21 protein-coding genes are annotated in these 20,946 nt (G+C 70.7%); 5 read left to right on the forward strand and 16 right to left on the reverse strand.

Annotated features, from left to right (window positions below; all coding sequences use genetic code 11):
* The first annotated feature begins 29 nt into the window (after positions 1-29).
* The 3 genes from O7634_RS29700 to O7634_RS29710 all read left to right on the forward strand — a co-directional run bounded on the left by O7634_RS29700 (position 30) and on the right by O7634_RS29710 (position 3,205).
* Positions 30-1,490, forward strand: a complete 1,461-nt coding sequence (locus tag O7634_RS29700) for an NAD-dependent succinate-semialdehyde dehydrogenase (RefSeq protein WP_278153441.1) — start codon at positions 30-32, stop codon at positions 1,488-1,490.
* A 76-nt stretch (positions 1,491-1,566) separates the two neighbouring features.
* Entirely contained in the window at positions 1,567-2,769 is a 1,203-nt protein-coding gene (locus O7634_RS29705; protein ID WP_278153442.1) for an iron-containing alcohol dehydrogenase, read from the forward strand.
* A gap of 37 nt (positions 2,770-2,806) precedes the next feature.
* Positions 2,807-3,205 (forward strand): cupin domain-containing protein, encoded by a 399-nt coding sequence (locus O7634_RS29710; RefSeq protein WP_278153443.1) that lies wholly within the window; start codon positions 2,807-2,809, stop codon positions 3,203-3,205.
* Positions 3,206-3,248: 43 nt separating this feature from the next.
* Here the strand turns inward: O7634_RS29710 and O7634_RS29715 are convergent, their stop codons facing one another.
* Together O7634_RS29715 and O7634_RS29720 are read right to left on the reverse strand one after the other, a co-directional pair.
* On the reverse strand, positions 3,249-3,476 hold the full coding sequence (locus O7634_RS29715; RefSeq protein WP_278153444.1) for a ferredoxin: 228 nt from the start codon (positions 3,474-3,476) through the stop codon (positions 3,249-3,251).
* Positions 3,473-4,636 carry a cytochrome P450 gene (locus O7634_RS29720; protein ID WP_278153445.1) on the reverse strand — a complete coding sequence of 388 codons (1,164 nt, stop codon included), beginning with the start codon at positions 4,634-4,636 and terminating at the stop codon, positions 3,473-3,475. The genes O7634_RS29715 and O7634_RS29720 overlap by 4 nt, the downstream gene beginning before the upstream one ends.
* A 153-nt stretch (positions 4,637-4,789) precedes the next feature.
* Between O7634_RS29720 and O7634_RS29725 the strand changes: the two genes are divergently transcribed.
* Positions 4,790-5,797 carry an RNA polymerase subunit sigma-70 gene (locus O7634_RS29725; RefSeq protein ID WP_278153446.1) on the forward strand — a complete coding sequence of 336 codons (1,008 nt, stop codon included), beginning with the start codon at positions 4,790-4,792 and terminating at the stop codon, positions 5,795-5,797.
* Between the two features lie 65 nt (positions 5,798-5,862).
* Here O7634_RS29725 and O7634_RS29730 read toward each other — a convergent pair whose 3' ends face one another.
* The 14 genes from O7634_RS29730 to O7634_RS29795 form a co-directional block, all read right to left on the reverse strand.
* Complete coding sequence (locus O7634_RS29730) at positions 5,863-6,447, reverse strand: dihydrofolate reductase family protein (protein ID WP_278153447.1); 585 nt, start codon at positions 6,445-6,447, stop codon at positions 5,863-5,865.
* A gap of 114 nt (positions 6,448-6,561) precedes the next feature.
* Entirely contained in the window at positions 6,562-7,734 is a 1,173-nt protein-coding gene (locus O7634_RS29735) for a M20 family metallopeptidase (RefSeq protein WP_278153448.1), read from the reverse strand.
* Positions 7,734-8,543: an amino acid ABC transporter ATP-binding protein gene (locus O7634_RS29740; RefSeq protein ID WP_278153449.1), complete on the reverse strand. Its 810-nt coding sequence runs from the start codon at positions 8,541-8,543 to the stop codon at positions 7,734-7,736. The genes O7634_RS29735 and O7634_RS29740 overlap by 1 nt, the downstream gene beginning before the upstream one ends.
* The gene (locus tag O7634_RS29745; protein WP_278153450.1) at positions 8,540-9,391 is read right to left on the reverse strand and encodes an amino acid ABC transporter permease; all 852 of its coding nucleotides are present in this window, start codon (positions 9,389-9,391) and stop codon (positions 8,540-8,542) included. The genes O7634_RS29740 and O7634_RS29745 overlap by 4 nt, the downstream gene beginning before the upstream one ends.
* A gap of 114 nt (positions 9,392-9,505) precedes the next feature.
* Positions 9,506-10,447: an ABC transporter substrate-binding protein gene (locus O7634_RS29750; RefSeq protein WP_278153451.1), complete on the reverse strand. Its 942-nt coding sequence runs from the start codon at positions 10,445-10,447 to the stop codon at positions 9,506-9,508.
* A 90-nt stretch (positions 10,448-10,537) separates the two neighbouring features.
* Positions 10,538-11,467 (reverse strand): MurR/RpiR family transcriptional regulator, encoded by a 930-nt coding sequence (locus O7634_RS29755; RefSeq protein ID WP_278153452.1) that lies wholly within the window; start codon positions 11,465-11,467, stop codon positions 10,538-10,540.
* A gap of 97 nt (positions 11,468-11,564) precedes the next feature.
* On the reverse strand, positions 11,565-12,995 hold the full coding sequence (locus O7634_RS29760; RefSeq protein ID WP_278153453.1) for a hypothetical protein: 1,431 nt from the start codon (positions 12,993-12,995) through the stop codon (positions 11,565-11,567).
* Between the two features lie 185 nt (positions 12,996-13,180).
* Positions 13,181-14,434 carry a cyanophycinase gene (locus O7634_RS29765; RefSeq protein WP_278153454.1) on the reverse strand — a complete coding sequence of 418 codons (1,254 nt, stop codon included), beginning with the start codon at positions 14,432-14,434 and terminating at the stop codon, positions 13,181-13,183.
* A 312-nt stretch (positions 14,435-14,746) separates the two neighbouring features.
* Entirely contained in the window at positions 14,747-15,244 is a 498-nt protein-coding gene (locus O7634_RS29770) for an LURP-one-related family protein (RefSeq protein ID WP_278153455.1), read from the reverse strand.
* A gap of 181 nt (positions 15,245-15,425) precedes the next feature.
* Positions 15,426-15,590 carry a hypothetical protein gene (locus tag O7634_RS29775; protein WP_278153456.1) on the reverse strand — a complete coding sequence of 55 codons (165 nt, stop codon included), beginning with the start codon at positions 15,588-15,590 and terminating at the stop codon, positions 15,426-15,428.
* A complete protein-coding gene (locus O7634_RS29780) occupies positions 15,566-16,606 on the reverse strand; it encodes a cobalamin-binding protein (protein WP_278153457.1) in 1,041 nt (346 codons plus the stop codon). Before O7634_RS29780 ends, O7634_RS29775 begins: the two co-directional genes overlap by 25 nt.
* A gap of 64 nt (positions 16,607-16,670) precedes the next feature.
* Positions 16,671-17,450, reverse strand: coding sequence for a MerR family transcriptional regulator (locus tag O7634_RS29785; protein WP_278153458.1), 780 nt, complete (start codon positions 17,448-17,450; stop codon positions 16,671-16,673).
* A 45-nt stretch (positions 17,451-17,495) separates the two neighbouring features.
* Positions 17,496-18,257, reverse strand: a complete 762-nt coding sequence (locus O7634_RS29790; protein WP_278153459.1) for an ABC transporter permease — start codon at positions 18,255-18,257, stop codon at positions 17,496-17,498.
* Positions 18,257-19,051: an ATP-binding cassette domain-containing protein gene (locus tag O7634_RS29795; protein ID WP_278153460.1), complete on the reverse strand. Its 795-nt coding sequence runs from the start codon at positions 19,049-19,051 to the stop codon at positions 18,257-18,259. The genes O7634_RS29790 and O7634_RS29795 overlap by 1 nt, the downstream gene beginning before the upstream one ends.
* 505 nt (positions 19,052-19,556) lie before the next feature.
* Between O7634_RS29795 and nhaA the strand changes: the two genes are divergently transcribed.
* Positions 19,557-20,873: a Na+/H+ antiporter NhaA gene (nhaA, locus tag O7634_RS29800; protein ID WP_278153461.1), complete on the forward strand. Its 1,317-nt coding sequence runs from the start codon at positions 19,557-19,559 to the stop codon at positions 20,871-20,873.
* Positions 20,874-20,946: the final 73 nt, after the last annotated feature.

The raw sequence follows: 20,946 nt of genomic DNA on the forward strand, positions 1-20,946 counted from the left end.
TCACCACGACGATCACAGGAGGCGACGCGATGAGTGACCCGATGAACGTCCTGGCGCCCGAGCACCGGCGGCTCCGGATCGGCGACGCGTGGCGCGCCGCCGCGAGCGGCGCCACCTTCGCCGTCGAGGACCCGGCCACCGGCAAGACCATCGCCGAGGTGGCGGACGCCGACGTCGTCGACGGGCTCGCCGCTCTGGACGCGGCGAGCCGGGCGATGGCGGAGTGGGCGGCGACCCCGCCGCGACGGCGGTCCGAGCTGTTGACCGCCACGTACCGGGCACTGACCGAGCGATCCGAGGACGTCGCCCGGCTGATCACGCTTGAGATGGGCAAGCCGCTCGCCGAGGCTCGGGCGGAGGTCGCCTACGGCGCCGAGTTCTTCCGGTGGTTCGCCGAGGAGGCGGTGCGTGTCGAGGGGCGTTACAGCGTCGCTCCGGCAGGTGGCTACCGCATCCTCACCGTGCCGAAGCCGGTCGGACCGTGCGTGTTCGTGACGCCCTGGAACTTCCCGCTGGCCATGGGCGCCCGCAAGATCGCCCCGGCGTTGGCGGCGGGCTGTACGACGATCACCAAGCCAGCGGGTCAGACGCCCCTCACCATGCTGCTCCTGGCCCGCATCATGGAGGAGGTCGGCGTCCCCGCTGGCGTCGTCAACGTGGTGACCACAAAGCGTTCCGGCGCCGTGGTCTCCGCGCTGCTGGCTGACGCCCGGACCCGCAAGCTCTCGTTCACCGGCTCGACCGAGGTCGGGCGCGTGCTGCTGCGTCAGGCCGCGGACAACGTGCTGCGTACCTCGATGGAGTTGGGCGGCAACGCGGCCCTGATCGTCTGCGCGGACGCCGACCTGGACGGCGCTGTCGACGGCGCCATGGTGGCCAAGATGCGCAACATCGGGGAGTCCTGCATCGCGGCCAACCGGATCTACGTCGAGGAGCCGGTGCGCGAGGAGTTCACGGCGCGTTTCGCCGAGCGGATGGGCGCGCTCTCGGTGGGGCACGGCCTCGACGACGGCGTGGACGTCGGCGCGCTGATCGACGAGGCATCGGTCGCCACCATCGACGGGCTGGTCGCCGACGCCGTCGATCGCGGCGCCCGGGTCCTGGTCGGTGGCGAGCGTCCGGACGGGCCGGGCCACTTCTATCCACCCACCGTCCTGGTCGACGTGCCCGACGACGCGCGGCTGCTGAAGGCGGAGATCTTCGGCCCGGTGGCGCCGATCATCTCGTTCACGTCCGACGACGAGGTGCTGGCGAAGGCCAACGACACCGAGCACGGCCTGGTCGGATACGTCTTCACCAGCGACCTCCGCAGGGCGCTCCGGTTCACCGAGGGGCTGGCCACCGGCATGGTCGGCGTCAACCGTGGTCTGATCTCGGACCCGTCGGCCCCGTTCGGGGGCGTCAAGCAGTCCGGGATCGGCAAGGAGGGGTCGCACGAGGGCATCCTCGAGTACCTCGACCTCACCTACGCGGCGATCGACCTGCCGTGACCGGCCTGTTGCTCCGGGCACCCGCCCAGCAGATCACCGCCGACGTTCCGAAAGAGGCACCGACATGCTTGAGACCGTGCGCGGACCACGCCAGCTCATCGTGGGTGAGGGCGTGGCGCAGAACATCCCCCGGGTGGTGGCCGAGAGCGGCTCGCGCGTCCTCGTCGTGACAGACAAGGTCCTCCTGGGGCAGCCCGGCGTGGCCGAGATCGTCGCCGCCGTACGGGAGAGGGTCAGCGCCGTCGAGGTGTTCTCCGACGCGACGGCGGACGTGCCACTGAGCGATGTCGCGGTGGCCGTCTCGGCCGCCGCCGCCGTGGACGCCGACGTGATCCTCGCCATCGGTGGCGGCACGGTGATCGACCTCGCGAAGATCGTCGGTGTGATCCGGCGGCACGGGGGGACGCCGCGCGACTTCTACGGCGAGTCGAGGGTGCCGGGGCCGACGTTGCCTCTCGTCGCGGTCCCGACCACCTCCGGCACCGGCTCAGAGCTGACACCCGTGTCGGTGCTGACCGACCCGGACCGCGCGCTGAAGGTGGGGGTTTCCAGCGTCCACATCGTGCCCGACTTCGCCATCGTCGACCCCGAACTCACCTACAGCTGCCCAGCGACGGTCACCGCCCACTCCGGCATCGACGCGTTCTGTCACGCCGTGGAGAGCTACACCGCGCGACCCCGGCCGCACGGACCACGCGACCCGGTGGAGCAGGTGTTCCTCGGCCGCAACCCGATCACCGACCACTACGCGCTGCTGGCCGCGGAGCGGATCGCCCGTGGTCTGCGTCGTGCCGTCCGCGACGGAGGCGACACGGAGGCCCGCGCGGACATGTCGTACGGGTCGATGCTCGCCGGGATCGCCTTCTCCCACGCGGGCAACGCCGCCCCGCACGCCCTCCAGTACCCGATCGGCGCGGCCACGCACACGCCGCACGGCCTGGGCGTCGGGCTGCTCCTGCCGTACGCGCTGGACGCGGCCAGGGACGCCATCAGCGACCGGTTGGCCATCCTCGCCCGGGCGTGTGGGCTCGACGTGACCGACGCCTCCGACGCCGAGGCCACGGACATGTTCCTCACCTGGCTCGACGGGCTGCTCGCCGACATCGGCATCCCACCCACCCTGGCGGACATCGGCGTGGCACGCGGGGACCTGCCCCGCTTCGCGGAGATGGCCAGCGGTGTCACCCGCCTCATCCAGAACCACCCGGGCCCGACCGACACCGCCAGCCTGACCGCGATCCTCGAGGCGGCCTGGACCGGGAACCGGACGTCCCGGTAGCTCGGGCAGGCGCTCGTCGGTCACTACAGTGGCCGTCATGAGCGTACGTCCGCCTCTCGCCGAACAGTTCGACCTGCGCCCGCATCCCGAGGGTGGTTGGTTCAGGGAGACCTACCGGTCCGCCGTCGCGTTCGAGCCCGCCGGCTACCCGGGCAGTCGTGCCGCCGCGACCGCGATCCTCTTCCTGCTCGAACCGGGTGACTCGTCGGCCTGGCACACCGTACGGTCGGACGAGCTCTGGTTCTGGCACTCGGGTGGGCCGTTGGCGTTGACGGTCGGTCGGGACAACCCGCCGACGATCCTGAGCGCCGAACGCCCGCAGATCCTGGTCCCGGGGGGCGAGTGGCAGTCCGCGAGACCGGCGGGCGACAAGCACGTTCTCGTCAGTTGTGTGGTGGCACCGGGCTTCGACTTCGCCGACTTCACGATGCCGTGAGCGCTTGCCCCCGGCCCGGGACCTGCTGACCGGCGCTGTCGCGTCACTCCTGCGGAGCGATCAGACGACCGTCGGTGGCATCGCGCACCGTGATCGCCTCCACCGGGCACGAGTCGGCGGCGTCGAGAACGACATCGGCCGCATCGACGACGTCGACCAGCGGCGCGGACCGGCCGTCGACAAGGCGGAAGTGCTCGGGCGCGGTGCCGGCGCAGATGCTCGTGCCGATGCACCGGCGCGAGTCCACCCCGACCCGCCACGCGGTGCTCACCAGGTCACCGGCATACCGAGCAGGCCCCGCACCAACATGCCGCGTTTCCACTCCAGCTCGGTTTCCGGTACGGCGAGCCGCAGCCCGGGCAGGCGGGTCACCAGGGTGCCGACGGCGACCTGCAACTCCATGCGGGCCAACTGCGCGCCGACGCAGTGGTGGACGCCGTGCCCGAACCCCATATGGGGGTTCTGGGCGCGATCGAAATCCAACCGGTCCGGGTCGGCGAAGACCGTACCGTCCCGATTCGCCGACGACAGTGAGCCGAGAACCGGCTCACCGGCCCGGACCAGCACCCCGCCGACCTCGACGTCCTCCTTGGCGTACCGGGCGAACGAGGAACCGACGCCGAGCGGCACGTACCGCAGCAGCTCCTCGACCGCGGCCGGCACCAGCGACGGATCGGCCCGCAGCCGAGCGAGTTGGTCGGGGTTGTGCAGCAGGACGTAGACGAAGTTGGGGATCTGGGTCACCGTGGTCTCGTGGCCGGCCGCGAGCAGCCCTCCGGCCAGCTCCACCAATTCGGTCTCGCTGAGCCGGTCCTGGTTCTCGTCCCGGGCCCGCACCAGCGCGCCGAGCAGGTCGTCGATCCCGGGCTCGCGGCGGCGCTCGGCGACCAGGGCAGCGATGTAGCCCCAGAGACTGTCCAGGTACTCCTGGATCGTCTCCACCGGCAGGGAGGTGGTCGAGACGATCGCCTCGGACCAGACGTGGAAGCGGTCGCGATCGGCGTACGGAACCCCGAGCAGCTCGCAGATCACCTGGATCGGCAGCGGCGTGGCGACGTGCTCCACCAGGTCGGCCGGAGGACCGAGCCGCACCATGTCGTCGACCAGCGCGTCGGCGATCTCCTGGGTGCGGGGGCGCAGCGCCTCCACCCGGCGTGCCGTGAACGCCTTCGCCACCAACCGGCGCAGCCGGGTGTGCTCGGGTGGGTCCAGGGTCAGCATGCCGCTGTACTGCTGGCGCGGCGTCAGCCGGGGCTCGTCGCGCTGGACGGCCGGCGCACGGCCGAACCGCACGTCGCCGAGGACGGTACGGACGTCGTCGTACCGGGTGGCGAGCCACGCCTCCTCGCCGTAGGGCAGTCGCACCCGGGTCATCGGCTCGGTCTCGCGCAGCTCGGCATAGGTCGGGTCGACAACGAGACGGTCGGGCACGCTGAACGGGTACGGCCGCGCGGGTGGAACGGTTCGGCTCTCGGTGGTCTGCGCGCTTGCCGAGCACGGCGGGGCGGCCGCACCGATCAGAAAAATGCCGCCGCGCCGTCAGTCCTGGTGGCCCCCACGCTCCCGATGGAAGGATCCATGACCATGACCGACGCTAGACCGCTGGGCGCCGACGAGGCCACGTTCCTCGCGGCGGTCCGCTCCGGCGACCCGGCGCGGTTCGCACGATTCACCGAACGTCACCGGCGTGAGTTGCAGGTGCACTGCTACCGGATGCTCGCGAACTACGAGGACGCCCAGGACATGACGCAGGAGACGTTCCTGCGAGCGTGGCACAAGCGGGAGTCCTTCAAGGGCCACGCGGCCCTGCGGACCTGGCTGTACCGGATCGCGACGAACGCCTGCCTCGACTTCCTGGCGAAGCGCACCGACCGCAGCCCGATAACCGCCGAGCTGCCGGGAGTGGAGTGGGAGGTGCGATACCTGCAGCCCTACCCGGACCGGATGCTCCCGGAGGACCCGCAGGAATCGGTGGTGGCCCGCGAGACGATCGAGTTGGCCTTCATCGTCGCCGTCCAGCACCTGCCGCCCCGGCAGCGGGCGGCGTTCATCCTGCGTGACGTGCTCGGCTGGCCGGCGTCGACGGCGGCCGACACCCTCGGGCTGACCGTCGCATCGGTGACCAGCGCACTACAGCGGGCGCGCGTGACGATGCGCGAGCGGCTGCCCGACCGCCGCCTCGACTGGCGCAGCCCGGCGACGCACGAACTGTCGAACGACGAGCGCGCCGTGGTGAAGTCGTACATGCGGGCCCATGAGCGCAACGACCTCGACGGGCTGACGGCCCTGCTCCGCGATGACCTGCGCTTCGCGATGCTGTCCGAACCGGGCGCCTGGCTCGTCACGGCCAAGGACGCGGTGGACGGCTGGGTCTCCAACGGGCTGTTCGGGCGCGGCTTCGACGACTGGCGCGGCGTCGCCACGACTGTCAACCGGATGCCCGCCGCCGCGCTCTACCGCCGCACCCCCGACGACCCGACGTACCGGTTGTTCACCATCGCCGTCCTGCACGTCGTCGACGGCAGGATCGCCGAGCTCACCGGGTTCGACGCGGCCGGCAAACCATGGCTGGACCTGCCCCCGACCCTGTGACCGGACCGGTCCGGTCAGCAGCAACGCCGCCCCGCCCACACCACGGGCGGGGCGGCGTCGACGGTTCAGCGCCTCGTCTCGTACCGGGTCAGCACCACCCCGCCGGGGAACGTCCTCGTCTCCACGAGTCTCAGTTTCACCCAGGTGTCCAGCGTGCTGAAGAACGGCGTGCCGCCGCCCACCAGGACCGGGTAGGTGACCAGGACGTACTCGTCGATCAACCCGGCCCGCATTGCCGCTCCGGCGAGCGTCGCCCCGACGATGTCCATCGGGCCGCCGTCCTCGGCCCTGAGCCGGGTGATCTCGCTGACCGGGTCGCCGGTGACCAGCCGGGTGTTCCAGTCGACAGATCTGGGCGTCGAGGAGAACACCACCTTCGGCATGTCCCGCCAGCGGCCGGCGAACTCGATCTCCGCCGGTGTGGCGCCGGGCCGCTGGTCGGCGGTCGGCCAGTGGGAACTCATCGTCTCCCACAGCTTGCGCCCGTACAGCGCGAGGCTCGTCGCCCCCACCCGGTCGGACCACCACTGGAACAGCTCGTCGCCCGACGACGAGTCCGGACCCTCACCCCCACTCCAGCCGAGGTCACCGGGCGCGGCGATGTAGCCGTCCAGTGTCACGTTCATGCCGAAAATCAGTTTCCGCGTCATGTCAGCCTCCTGTGAGTCGATCACAGGTACAGACGGGCGCGGTCCGAAAAGCTCATCGGTCCACGCGGGCGCGTCGACGTCGGCGTTGTTCGGCGCCGCCGCCCGCGTCCGGCGTCAGAAGGGTCCGCCGGCCCGGCTGGCCTGGTCGATCAGTCCGGCGAGCAGGGCGGTACGCGGGACCACCGTATCGAGGTCCAGCCACTCCGACGGGCTGTGGTCGGCGCCGCCGACCGGGCCCAGCCCGTCCAGCACTGCCGCACCCGCCTCGGCCAGCAGATTCGCGTCGGCACCCCCACCGGTGGCGGTGTGCGACAGCGGGATGCCCAGCGCCGCGCCGACCTTCGCGGCCAGCTCGGTGAGCCAACGGCTGGTGGGGTTCGGCTCCCAGGGTGGGGTCGGCGCGTGCACGACCAGTTCGGCGCGGACCCCGGCGACGATCGGTGCCGCCGCCAGCCGACGGATCTCGGCCAGGGCGGCCTCGTACTCGCCGGTGCGCCAGGCCCGCAGGTCGACCAGCATCCGGGCGCGATCGGCGATCACGTTGGGTCGGTCTCCTGCCCGCAGGTGCCCGACGTTGACCGTCACCCCGGCCCAGCGGCCGTTGAGGGCGTCCAGCGCGACGGTCAGCCGGGCCGCCGCGAGCAACGCGTTGGCGCCGCGCTCCGGCTCGATGCCGGCGTGTGCGGCGCGGCCGTGCAGGGTGACCTCCAGCTCCGCGACACCCTTGCGCGCGGAGACCAGGTCGCCGTTGTCCCGCGCGCACTCCAGACAGAGCGCGAAGTCCACCTGCGATCCGAGGCCCCGAAGGAGGGCCCGGCTGCCGGGCGAGCCGATCTCCTCGTCCGGGGTGCAGACCAGGATCAGCTCGCCGTACTCGGCCAGACCAAGCCCGGTCAGGACCTCGATCGCGGCCAGCCCGGCCAGGACGCCGCCCTTGTCGTCGCTCACCCCCGGGCCGTACGCCCGCCCGTCTCGCACACGGAACGGGCGGGCGGCGGCCGTGCCGGGCGGGAACACCGTGTCCAGGTGGCCCGCGAGCAGGATCCGGCGGGTGCCGCGGCCCCGGCGGCGGGCGGTCAGCACGTCACCCAGCGGTGTGCCCGTCGGGTCGACGACGGGTGTCCGCTCGACCGCCAGGCCGGCGGCCAGGCACCAGGTCTGGACGAGATCGGCGGCGGCGCGCAGCCCGTCGACCTGACCGGACCCGGAGTCGATGCCGACCAGTTCGGCCAGCCGCTTCTCATAGGTCGTGAGCCGGTCGCCGGCGGCGGCAATGAGCAGGTCCATCAGAGCACCTTGTCCAGGAAGGCACGGGTGCGGTCGTGCCGGGGGTTGCTCAGCACCTCCGCCGGTGGACCGGACTCCACGACCACACCGCCGTCGAGGAAGGCGACCGAGTCGGCCACCTCCCGGGCGAAGCCCATCTCATGGGTCACCACGACCATTGTCATACCGTCGACGGCGAGGCCCTTCATCACCTCCAACACGTCACCCACGAGTTCGGGATCGAGCGCCGAGGTGGGCTCGTCGAAGAGCATCAGCTTCGGATGCATGGCCAGCGCCCGGGCGATCGCCACCCGCTGCTGCTGCCCGCCGGAGAGCTGCCCCGGGTACGCCCCCGCCTTCTGCGCCAGTCCGACCCGCTCCAACAGCCGGACGGCTTCGGCGCGGGCCGCCTCGGGGGCGGTGCCGAGCACCCGGATCGGCGCCTCGATCACGTTGCCCAGGGCGGTCAGGTGTGGAAAGAGGTTGAACCGCTGGAACACCATCCCGATGTCCCGCCGACGGCGGGCGACCTCGCGGGGTTTCAGCTCGTACAGCTTCTCGCCGCTGCGGCGGTAGCCGACCAGCTCGCCGTCAACCCAGAGCTGACCGCCGTCGATGCGTTCAAGGTGGTTGACGCAGCGCAGGAAGGTGGACTTGCCGGAGCCCGAGGGGCCGAGCAGGCAGGACACCTCGCCGGGTGCGATCGCGAGGTCGATGCCGCTGAGCACCTCGAGCGGGCCGAACCGTTTGGTGACCGCCTCGGCCCGGACCATTGCCGGCACCGCTGTGGTCGTCGCGGGCCCGACGCCGGGACGTTCGACGGCCGTCATCGCACTCCTCCCCTGCTGAAGCCGCGGCCGAACCGCCGTTCGATCGCCCACTGCCCAGCGGAGAGCAGGCTCACCAGCGCCAGGTACCAGATGGCGGCGACCGTCAGCAGCGGGATCACCTTGTAGTTGCCCTGGTAGACGGTCTGCACGGCGGTCATCAGGTCCCGCCCGGCGATGATCGAGACCAGTGCGGTGGATTTGAGCATGGTGATCGTCTCGTTGCCCATCGGTGGGATGATCACCCGCATCGCCTGGGGCAGCACCACCCGGCGCAGGGTGAGCGTGGGGCTCATGCCGAGCGCCGCGGCCGCCTCGGTCTGGCCCTGGTCGACGGCCAGGATGCCGCCCCGGATGACCTCGCAGGCGTACGCCATCTCGTTGAGCGACAGCGCCAGGACGGCGGCTACCGTGCCGGTGATCACGACGCTGGTCGGCTGGTCGAACAGGACGGTTCCGGTGAACGGCACGCTCAACGTCAGCCGGGGGAAGAGCGCGCCGAGGAACCCGAAGAAGATGATCTGGACGAGCAGGGGTGTGCCGCGGAAGACCCAGACGAAGGCCCAGGAGACGCCGCGCAGCACGGGGTTGGGCGACAGCCGCAGCACGGCGAGCAGGACACCACCGGCTGTGCCCAGCACCATCGCCAGCACGGTGAGCCAGAGCGTGGTGACCACGCCCTCGAGGATGTAGTCCTTGAACAGGTAGTCGCCGATGGTGCCGGGTTCGAGGTTGGGGCTGTCCAGCAGCGCCCGGAGGAACAGGGCCGCCAGGCCGACCACGAGCAGCGCGGTCAGCCAGCGTCCGTAGTGCCGTACGGGGACCACCCGCACGGCCTCGACGTCGCTCATGTCGGAGTCTCCTGGGAAGACGGTGGGCGGTCGCCGGGTGCCTTCCGGGCCCGCCCTCACGGTGTCGAAAGGGGCACCCGGCGACCGCGGTTCAGGGGGTCGCCTCCGCCGGGATCAGTCGATGGCCTGGTCGATCGTGGCCTGCTTGACGGCGATCGGGCTCTGCTTCCACCGGCTGAGGATCTTGGCGTACGTTCCGTCGTCGATCAGCGACTGCACGGCGGCCCGGTACGCCTCGGCGACGTCCTTCTCGCCCTTGCGGAAGCCGAACCCGTTCGGGCTGGCCAGCCAGCCGTTGGGTGCGCTCGGGTCCTCCACCAGGTCGGCCTTGCCGGCCAGCGTGTCAGCGGTGTCCACCAGGTTGACCTTCGTGGCGGCGACCACCTCCACGTTGCCGGCGATCAACGCCTGCACCGCCTGCGGGTTCTCCGGGTATTCCCTGACCTCGACGGCCTTGCCGGCGCAGCTGGCCGTCGAGTACGCAGCCAGGTTCTTCGCCTGATTGCTCGCCTTCTGTACGGCGACCTTGCGGCCGCACAGGTCGGCGACGGCCTTGATGCCGAGCGGGTTGCCGGTACGCACGAGGAAGCCGGTGCCGGAGGCGGAGTAGTCGACGAAGGTGGCGACCTGTTGCCGTTCCTTCTTGTCGGTGATGCCGCCGGCGATGGCGTCGTACTTGCCGGCCTGCAGGCCGGGCACCAGGCCGTCGAAGGGTTGTTGGGTGAAGGTGGCCTTGAGGCCGAGTCGGGCGGATGCGGCGAGGAACAGGTCGTGGTCCAGACCCGTGAACTCGTCGGTCCGGCCCTCCTGCTTGAAGTCGATGAACGGCTCGTACGGAGCGTTGGTGGCGACCGTGACCGCACCCCGGCCGCGCAGGTCGGCAGGGACCTTCCGGGCGAGGTCGGCGTTGGTGCCGATCGGGCCGACGCCCTCGACGGTGACGGTGACGGTGGACGCCTCGCCACCGGAGCCGGCAGCGGTGGTGCCGCCGCAACCGACGGTGGCGGCGAGGAGAGTCGCGGCCAGGGTGGCCAGGGTGAACTGACGGGTACGCATGGGGGGTCCTTCCGGGTGCCCGACGAACCAGCACCCGGACTGTAACGCACATTACGATTTCTGTGGGGTTACAGTTTTCTGTAACGAGAATCAACCGGTGTGGAACTCCTGCTGCGCCTGCTCCATCGCCTTCAGACGGGTGCCAGCGACCGGCCCGAGTCGATCGACCACCGCCGCCACCACCGTCTCCACCAGCGCCAACGCCGGCACGAAGCTGTCATACAGCGACGGTGATTCGACCCGACCGGGCAGCACCACCTCGGCCAGACCGGCCACCGGGGAGAGCCACCGGTCCGTGAACAGCACCACCCGCGCGCCGCGTGCCGTCACCTCCCGGGCCAACGCCAGGGTCGGCTCCTCGTAGCGACGGAAGTCGAAGAGGACCACCAGGTCCCGCCGACCCACGTCGACCAGCATGTCGGTGCGCTCCACCGGGCTGACCGGCAACAGCCGGCTGGCCCCGCGCACCTGCATCAGATGCAGCACCAGGTAGTGGGCGAGCAGCCCGGAGAACCGGCCGCCGGCCGCGGTGACCCGTAGCTGCTGGTCGGCGATGAGTCGGGCCGCGGCGTCCAGTTCGCCCTGCGGCAGCTCGACGAGGGTGCGGGCGACCGCCTCGGGCAGGCTGTCCGCCGCGCGGGCCAGCGCGCCCGTCGACGGATAGCTGGCCCGCTCCGCCGCCCGGTACGCGGTCAGCGGCGAGGTCTCCCGCTCGGTCAGCTCGTCGCGCAACGCCCGCTGGAACTCCGGGTAGCCGCCGAAACCGAGCCGACCCAGGAAACGCAGCACCGTCGGCGCGCTCACCTCGGCGCGTTCGGCCAGCGTCGCCACGGTGCCGAGCCCGGCGGCCGGATAGTCGGCGAGCAGGGCACGCGCGACCTTCCGTTCAGCCGGGCTGCACTCACCCACGCGCTGCCGGACCAGGGCGGCGACACCCACCCCACGCGGCTCGTCCGGCGCGGGACCGCCCAGGTGGTCGCCCGCCTCGGTCACCTCGGCCCGCTGATCGGATGTCGACACGCAGCCGAGCCTAACGGGCGACGACCTCTCACCCGGTGCCGCGACGTGACGGTGACCCTCGGCAGCCGAGCGTCACCGTCACGTCGGACGAACCGCCCTACGACCTGGCGAGCGCGCAGCTGTAGTCGGTTCCACCCGAGCCGGAGTACGCCTCCAGGTCGACGTAGTAGGTCGCCGAGCCGGACGCGGTGCGGCTCGTGGACGCCGACTCGTCGGCGCCCGCGCCGTCGTTTGTCGACCGGGCCAGCGTGCTTCCGGTCGAGCTGAGCAGGTAGAGGTCGGCGTCGTACGCGCCGGGCACCGCGCAGGTCACCGTCAACGTCTGCCCACTGGCCAGGATGACGGCGAAGTAGTCCCGGTCACTGCCACTCTTCATGTCTCCGGTGATGGTCAACGGATAGCCGAGAGCCCGCACGTCGTTGGCCTCGGCGCGTGAGTCGTTCGGCTCCCTCTCGGGGTAGCCGGACCCGCCGCCGGGCGGCGCAGTGCCGCAGTCGGTCACCGGGGTGCCACTGTAGAGGCTGCTGCTGGGCACCCCGTTGGTCACGCTCTTCAGGTAGTAACCGCAGGTGGGGCGGTTGGCGAAATCGTAGGTCTGACCGGTGGTCAGCTTCCAGATCTTGAAGTTGGCGTAGGTCAACGGCCGCCCCGGGGCGGCCACCTCAGGCTGGTGGTCGCCGAGCACCACGTACGCGCTGGGCCCGGTGAGGGTGGCCAGGCCGTTGCGGTCGATGAAGAGCGAGGCGCCCTCCTCCACCCCGACACCCCACGCCCTGCCCCCGCTGCTGCGGCCGTCCTGGACGGCACGAGCCACGAACGCCATGAGCCGACCCATCCGGTCCCGGGTGACGAAGTGCGAGTCGTTGATGGTGTTGGCGTAGTTCGGCCAGCGGAACATCCCGGTGGTGAACGTCAACGAGGAGTCGTACGGGTCGTCGAGCGCGATGTCCGAGGTGGCGCTGCCGCCGCAGGCGTCGTACACGATGTCGCTGTTGACGTGGTGCCCGGCGCTGCCGCCGCCGACGCCGCCACCCTTGGCCACCACCGACTCGACGGAGGCTTCCAGCGCGGTGCCCTTCCAGGCCACGTAGCGGCACTGGTCACCGCCGGCGAAGTACACGAACTCGGCGTTGCGGACGTCGGTGTTGACCTGACTGTTGTTACCGTCGCTGGCCGCGGTGAGGGTGAGGGTGGTGCATGAGTTGACCCCGCTCAGGCCGCTGATCACGTCGCATTCCGGGGTGCCGCTTCCAGAGCCGGCGATGACGACGACGTCGATGGAGCCGGAACCGCCGCGGATCGCGCCGATCGCCTTGTTCATGGTCGCGGTGATGATGCCGCCCGAGCCGTTCATGGTGAACGCGGGCCCGGACCAACCGGCCCGGCTGACGTCCGCCGAGCTGCCCTGCCGGACCCGGGTGACCTGGGCTTGCGCCGCGGTCACCCCGATCGGGGCCAGGGTCAGCACTGTCACCGTGGCGGTGAGCACCGCGAGCCGGACGCGGATGGGATTGGGGTGTTGGAACATGGGCACCTCCGAGGGGCCACGAAACGATGAAACAGAAATTACATCCATCGCCGTCATTGCTCAATAAGTATGTTCTGTTACACCGCCGTCGACCGCTGCGCCGACAGACCGGGCGGCCGGGGTGGTGGCGCACGCCGTCGCCCCGAGGCACCTGGATGCCCCGGGGTCCGGCGAGCCGGCACGGGTCAGGCCGCGCCGATACCGACCACCACGCCGGTGAACGAGGTGACGTCACCGGCCCGCCAGCCGGCGAGGTCCCTGCCACGGGCCAACCGCGCCTCGAACCGCGGACTGTTCTCGTACGAGGTGCCGGAGACCGAATCACAGTCCCGGTTGGCGACCAGGCCCTCGGCCAGGCCGACCATCTCGTAGTTGTAGAAGACGTCGTCCGACGCTGCGACGGGGCAGGGGCCGGCGGCGGCACGCACCGGCTGCTTGCCGGGCGCGACGACCGGCTGCCAGCGCTCGGCCCGGTACCGGTCGCCCGTGGTCAGCCGGCTCCACCGAACCCCTTCGATCCCCCAGACCCGCGTGTCGGTCACCCGGGACCGGCGCAGGTCGAGCACGCTCACCCCACGCGCGCCCAGCACCCGCAGCGACAGGTGCCGGGTGCCGACGCCGGTCACCTCCAGCGCGGTGTCCTCGTCCAGCCCGAAGACCCGCCGGTGTCCGGTGTCCGCCGCCAACCGGATCGACCGCGCCTCCCGGCCCCGACGGGAGAAGTGGGTGTCGAGCAGACCCTCGGTGAAGAACCCGAAGCCGCCCCGGGGCAGGTAGGCGAGGACGCTCGGGTCGTCGAAGTAACCGGGCCGGGACCCATCGCGCAGGCCCGGCTCGGTCGACCCGCCAGTGATCATGTCTCGACCGGCCATGATCTGCGCTCCCGCGCTGGTACCGGCCACCACCGCGCCGCCCCGCAGCTTGCGCCGCACCGCGGCGAGCGCCGCGGTGTCCCGCTGCGCCTCTCCCCGGGTCATGGTGGTGACGTAGCGGTACTGGTCGCCGCCGCCGAAGAAGAAGCCGGTCATCGAGTTGATCTGCTCGACCACGACCGGATCCTCGGCCGCCCCGGGCCGGTCCAGGTCGATCGGGATCCACTGCGCGTCGGCGACCCCGTACGAGCGGAACAGGGTGGCGTAGTAGTCGCCGTTGCAGACGCTGTTGTTGCAGTTCCCGGTGTTCGCGTCCGGGTCCTCGGCCGGCACCGGCGCCGCCGCGGTGAAGATCCCGATCCGGGCCTTGCCGGTGCCGCCGGCCAGTCGGACGATGTCGCCGTAGATCGCGGCGTTGTCGTCGGCGAGCCCGCCACCGACCAGCACCAGACTTCCACCGTGGGTGCCGTGTGGGTGGGCCGAGGCCGGCACCGAGGCCAGCGGAACGCTCAGCGCGACCGCCAGACATGCGCTGAGCGACACTGTCGACAGGTGTTTCAAGGGCATGACCGCTCCTCACTGGAACCGTGAGGGCGGGCCGATCAGAAGCATACGACAACGCCGTGTCGGCCGGCGGTGTTGACCGGATCAGCACCACCTGTCGAATCGATGCTGACAAGTCGTGGCCAACCAGGCCCCGACGGCGTCCCCGGCCTCACCGCCCGGTACGACTGACTGCCCACCAACCCGCCGTCCCGGTTGGCCGGCACGGGCCGTTGACCACGCGGGAGAAGAGCACCATGGACACGAACTTCCGCAAGGGCACCCAGCCGCCATGGGTTCGGTGGCCGCTTGGCCCCGGACGGCGCCGCGCCCGGGTCAGTCCTCGTCGTCCTTCTTCTTGTCCCGGTTCATGGCCAGGTCGAGCGCGAGGACGCTACCGATGATGAGCAGCGGGTCGACGCCGGCGGTGACCCGCACGGCATAGGTGTCCCGGATCGACAACCACCGCTTGGAGACCGCCGCCACCTCGGTGCCGTCGCGCTCGATCACGTACTCGTGGTCGAGCAGGTTGCCCTTCATCTCCAGGTCGTCGGGGCCGGGCACGTCGATGGTGAACCTGTCCCGGAACGGCGTGAGCAGCTTCTTGCGGACCTCCGCCGCCTTCTCGCCGCCGATTCGGATCTCGTACGTGGGACGCAACGCCACCAGGTGCCGGTGCACCGTGGCGACCTCCTGGCCGGAGGCGTCCTCGATGACGACCCTGTTGCGGACGCTGAGCACCTTGCCGTCGACGTGGAAGACCTTGGTGCCGTGCTCGTCGAGCACGTCGAAGTCGTCGCCGATGGAGAAGAACCGCTCCCTGATGACAAACATCAGTCGATTCTCCCCGACCACACCCGGAACCGCCGGCCGCGTGTTTGCCGTTCTGCCCGGCGGCGGCCGAACTCCTCGGCCGCGCTGCGGACCGTGACCAGGATCGGCGCGCTGGCACCGGCGCCACCCGTGACGAGTCATCAGGGTGGATGCCGGCGCAGCCGCGACGGCCCCGCGACGATCAGCTCGTCCGGCCGGCGCCCACCTTCCGCACCCCGCCGCTCGCGCCCGAGCGGGTGAGCAGGAACGCGCCGCCACCGACGAGGACGGCGCCGAGCACCAGCCCGATGGTGTCGCCCTGGGACAACGCGGTGAACAACATCAGGAGACCGAAGATGACTGCCACGCCACCGGACAGTCGCATGAGGTATCGACCGATCGACCTGCTTCGCTCATTCGCCATGGCCCGTTCCATTCCCGACGTGCGCGCTCCACAAACGCCGGACGCCGCTGGGCCGTCACACCGGTGGGGACTGGGAGTTCCATGCGGGCGCGGGAGTCGGGGCGGCCGGCGAGGATCGCGGCGAGGATCTCCGCGCCGTCGACGACCCTCGGGCCGGGGCGGTTGAAGTAGGCGGGCCCGTCGACCACCCACACCTGCCCGTCGCGCACCGCGGGCAGGTCAGCCCACCCGGGTTGCGTGGTCGCCACGGACAGCTCGTCGATGGTTCGCTCGGGTGTGAACCCGCACGGCCCGAACACCAGCACGTCCGGGGCCAGGTCCGCGACCACCGACCACCGGTGCGGGATGCTGTGCGCGCCCGGCCCGAGCAGCAGGGACTGCCCGCCCGCGTAGCCGATCTGCTCCGGCACCCAGTGCCCGCCGGGCATCAACGGGTCCAGCCACTCGACGAACAACACCCTCGGCGCGCCGTCGACCGGCCCGGGCAGGGCGGCGAGGCGACGCTCGCCGTCGGCGCGGATCTCCGCTGCCCTCTCCTCGGCGCCGGTCAGCGCGGCCACGGCATCGACGGTGTCGAAGATCCCGCCGATGGTCCTTGCCTCCAGGGAGAGCACCTTGACATCAAGGTCCATCAGTCGGACGGCGTCGTTGACCCGGGCGTAGGAGACCGCACACACGTCGCACAGATCCTGGGTCAGGATCAGATCCGGCTTCAGCTCCTCCAGCACCGCGACGTCGAGTTGGTACAACGACGACCCCCGGTGCGCGTCGCCGGCGATCGCCGCCGAGATCTCCCGGCTCGTCAACGCCTCCGGCAGCGACGTCGCGGTCACCGCCGGGACGTCGGCCAGCTCCCCCGGCGGCCAGTCGCACTCATGGGTACGGCCGACCAGATGGCCGGTCAGGCCGAGCATGGCCACGATGTCCGTGGCTGCCGGCAGCAGGGAGACGATGCGCACACCCGTGTGCCTACCAGGCACTACCGGGCGGCGTCCACTCCGCACGACGGGCGACGGCAGCGGGCTACTCGGGCGGCTCGGCCAGCCGCTGCATCCGGTTCCAACCGGACCAGCCACGCTCGCGCATCAGCTCACGCAGCCGCCGCACCCGCGGGTCGGACTCGACGGCGAGCGCGTCGATCAGGTCGTGCGGGAGATGGTCGTCATCCTCCCCGTCGGGCATGACCTCGCCGGCGGCGTGTGCCTGCTCCGCCAGGCAGGCCATGATGTCGGCGGCCTCCGCCAGCCGCGGGTCGTCCTCCTCGTCACCGTCGAAGATCTCCGAGAGCACCCGGTAGAGCCGGACGACGGTCGGATCGTCGAGCGCGGCCATCTTGCTGGGCATCCACTGCGCGATCTGGTCCGGCCAGCGCGCCGCGACCAATATCCACCCGTCCCGTTCGGCCTCCACCATCCGCTGCGACGCCCCGACGGCCCGCAGCCGGTCGAGATAGGCGACGACCTCCTGCGGAAGCGCCAGGCCGTGCCCGGCGGTCAGCCGCGCGATGTGCGAGCGGCTGGTCTCCAGCCGTTGGATCTCCGCGCGCAGCTGGCCGTCGATGGTCCGGATCGCCTCGGCAAAGGCTGGTGGGTCGGCTTCGAGCATCCGACTGATCTGCGACAGCGGCACGCCGGCGTCGGCGAGCGTGCGGATCTTGATGAGGGACACGACAGCCGTCGCGCCGTACCGCCGGTAGCCCGACGCGTCCCGATCCGGCTCGGGCAGGAGTCCGACCTGGTGGTAGTGCCGGACCGCCCGAACCGTGACACCGGCGTAGGCGGCCAGTTGACTGATCGTCAGCATGCTCCGATCCTGCCCCCTGTCTTGCCCGGTCAGGGCGATACCGGCTCAGGAGACCTTGCGCCGGTAGGTGAGGCCGGCGAACAGGTAGGCCAGGACGAGGATGCCGACGCACCAGGCGAGGGCGGTCCAGATGTCGGCGTCGACCGGCTGCTGGGCGAACAGGTCCCGGATCGCGTTGACGATCGAGGTCACCGGCTGATGCTCGGCGAAGGCGCGCACCGGGCCGGGCATCGACCCGGTGGGCACGAAGGCGGAGCTGACGAACGGCAGGAAGATGAGCGGATAGGAGAACGCGCCCGCGCCGTCCGGCGTCTTCGCGGTGAGGCCGGGAATCACGGCGACCCACGTCAGGGCCAGGGTGAGGAGGGTCAGGATGCCGGCGACGGCGAGCCACCCTCCCACGTTCGCCCCCGTGCGAAAGCCCATGATCAGGCCGACGCCGATGACGACCACGAGCGAAACCAGGTTCGCGACCAGCGAGGTCAGCACGTGCGCCCACAGCACCGACGAGCGGGCGATCGGCATGGACTGGAAACGCTCGAAGATGCCGCCCTTCATGTCCAGGAAGAGCCGGAAGGCCGTGTACGAGATGCCCGAGGCGATCGTGATGATCAGGATGCCGGGCAGCAGGTAGTTGACGTACGAGTCGGAGCCGGTCTCGATCGCGCCGCCGAAGACGTAGACGAACAGCAGCATGAACGCGATCGGCATGATCGCGGTGGTGATGATGGTGTCCGGGCTGCGGGCGATGTGCCGCAGCGAACGCCCCAGGAGAACCATGGTGTCGCCGAGAAAGTGTTTGTTCATCACTGTTCCTTGTCCGTGCGGGCGCCGACGAGGGTGAGGAAGACGTCCTCGAGGCTGGGCTGCTTCTCGACGTACTCGACTTTCGCAGGCGGGAGAAGTTTCTTCAGCTCGCTGAGGGTGCCGTTCACGATGATCCGCCCCTCGTGCAGGATCGCGATCCGGTCGGCGAGGTGTTCGGCCTCGTCGAGGTACTGGGTGGTCAGCAGCACCGTCGTACCGCCCTTGGCCAGTTCCTTCACGGCCTGCCACACCTCGATGCGCGCCTGCGGGTCAAGTCCGGTCGTCGGCTCGTCGAGGAAGACGACCGGCGGGTTCCCGATGAGGCTCATCGCGATGTCCAGACGGCGGCGCATGCCTCCGGAGTACGTCGCCACCCTTCGGTTGCCCGCCTCGGTCAGCGAGAAGCGCCCCAGGAGGTCGTCCGCGACCGCGCGCGCGTCCCTGAGGTGCCGGAGCCTGGCGACCAGGACCAGGTTCTCCCGGCCGCTGAGCATCTCGTCGACCGCCGCGAACTGACCGGTGAGGCTGATCGACTCACGGACGTCGGCGGCTTGGGTCTGCACATCGAAACCGTTGACCCGGGCAGTCCCCGCGTCGGCCTTGAGCAGCGTGGAGAGGATCTTCACGACGGTGGTCTTACCGGCCCCGTTCGAGCCGAGAAGGGCGAAGATGCTGCCCCGCGCCACGTCGATGTCCACCCCGCGCAGGACCGTCAACTGCTTGAACGACTTCTCCAGGCCGTGCACGCGGATCGCGGGTTCCTCGACCTGGGCTGGTGTTGGCGAATTACTCACGGCAGAGAGCATGAAGGGTTGACGCTGCGTCAGGGTCAAGCCCACGGCGTGGGAATCGGCTCCGTCTGCGGGAACACCACAGCCGCGAGCAGAGCCGCGATGATCATCACCGCCCAACCTGCCGCGACACTGACACCGGTCGGTGTCGGTTGGCGGCCGGCCGGGGCCGACGGACTCGAATCGACAGTCACCACGCGCCTCCTGCGACGGTGAGGACCCGTGTCTCGTGCCCTAGTCGCCATGTCACTCCCGGGGGCGCGGCGCCGTCGATGGTTTTCACGCACGCGCTACGACCCGAGCCCAACTTTTGACGCCGCCGTGACGGCGACCGCTCGCGTGAACCGAATTGCGGCGGACCCGTCCGACGCCATCAGAGCACCGATCGATTCTCAATAGGCGTGAGGTTGGTCGCGATGCCGATGTCGGTGCGGCAGGGTAGGTTTATGACCGGTGTGCCGGGAAGGCTGGTCGGCAATGTTCTTGTCGTGCCTGGTTGAGGAGCTTCGTGTCCGGTACCCCTTCTCGTTCGCCTCGTTTCCTGTTCGGCCGTGGTAGCTGGCCAGAGACCCGCCGGATCGGTGACGTGTTGCGCACCGAAACCGTTGGCGGGGCGCTGCTGCTGGGCGCGGCAGTGCTGGCCCTGGTCTGGGCGAACTCTCCGTGGGCGTCGGCCTATCAGAAGCTGGGCGCGTTGCAGATCGGGCCGCACGCGCTGCACCTGGACCTGACTCTCGCGCAGTGGGCTGCCGACGGCCTGCTGGCGATCTTCTTCTTCGTCGCCGGGCTGGAACTCAAGCGTGAGTTCGTCGCTGGCGACCTGCGCGACCCGCGTCGGGCGATCATGCCGGTCGCCGCGGCCCTGGGCGGCATGATCGCACCGGCACTGATCTACACGGCGATCAACGCGAACACGGCCGGCGGGGCGTTGTCCGGGTGGGCGGTGCCGACCGCCACCGACATCGCCTTCGCGCTCGCCGTGCTCGGGGTCATCGCCACCCACCTGCCCGCAGCGCTGCGCACGTTCCTGTTGACGCTCGCCGTTGTCGACGACCTTCTCGCCATCGTCATCATCGCGGTGTTCTACACCAGTAGCCTGCACCTGCTGCCGCTGCTGGCCGCCCTGGTGCCGCTCGCCGGGTTCGCGGTGCTGGTGCAACGCCGGGTGCGGTCGTGGTGGTTGCTGCTCCCGCTGGCCGCCGCCACCTGGGCGCTGGTGCACGCCTCGGGGATCCACGCCACCGTCGCCGGCGTGTTGCTCGGGTTCATGGTGCCGGTGCTGCGTCGCGCCGAAGGCCCCGGGCCCGGCCTGGCGGAGCATTTCGAACACCGGTGGCGGCCACTGTCAGCCGGAGTGGCGGTGCCGGTTTTCGCGTTCTTCGCCGCCGGGGTGTCGCTGGCCGGCGCCGGCGGGCTCGGCGCGACAGTGCGGGACCCGGTGACCATCGGCATCGTCGCCGGTCTGGTTCTCGGCAAGTGTGTCGGCGTGCTCGGTGCGACGTGGCTGATGCAGCGGGTCACCCGCGCTTCCCTCGGCGACGAGGTGAGCTGGTGGGACGTGCTCGGGCTGTCGCTACTGGCCGGCATCGGGTTCACCGTGTCGCTGCTGATCGGCGAACTCGCGTTCGGCACCGGCAGCGAGAAGGACGAGCACGCCCGCATCGGCATCCTGGCCGGATCGCTGATCGCCGCGCTGCTGGCCACCGTGGTGCTGCGCGCCCGCAACCGCCACTACCGGCGGCTGTGCGCCGTGGAGGAGGCGGACGCGGACGCCGACGGCGTCCCCGACATCTACCAGCGGCAGGACTCCGACGTACCGCGCTGAGCCTGGCGGGGCTCCCCTCCGTGGCGGCAGCGAGTACCCAGGACGGCGAGGGCACGGCGTGGTCGGCGGGCGG

It is taken from the genome of Micromonospora sp. WMMD1120, assembly GCF_029626235.1.
Classification (GTDB): Bacteria; Actinomycetota; Actinomycetes; order Mycobacteriales; family Micromonosporaceae; genus Micromonospora.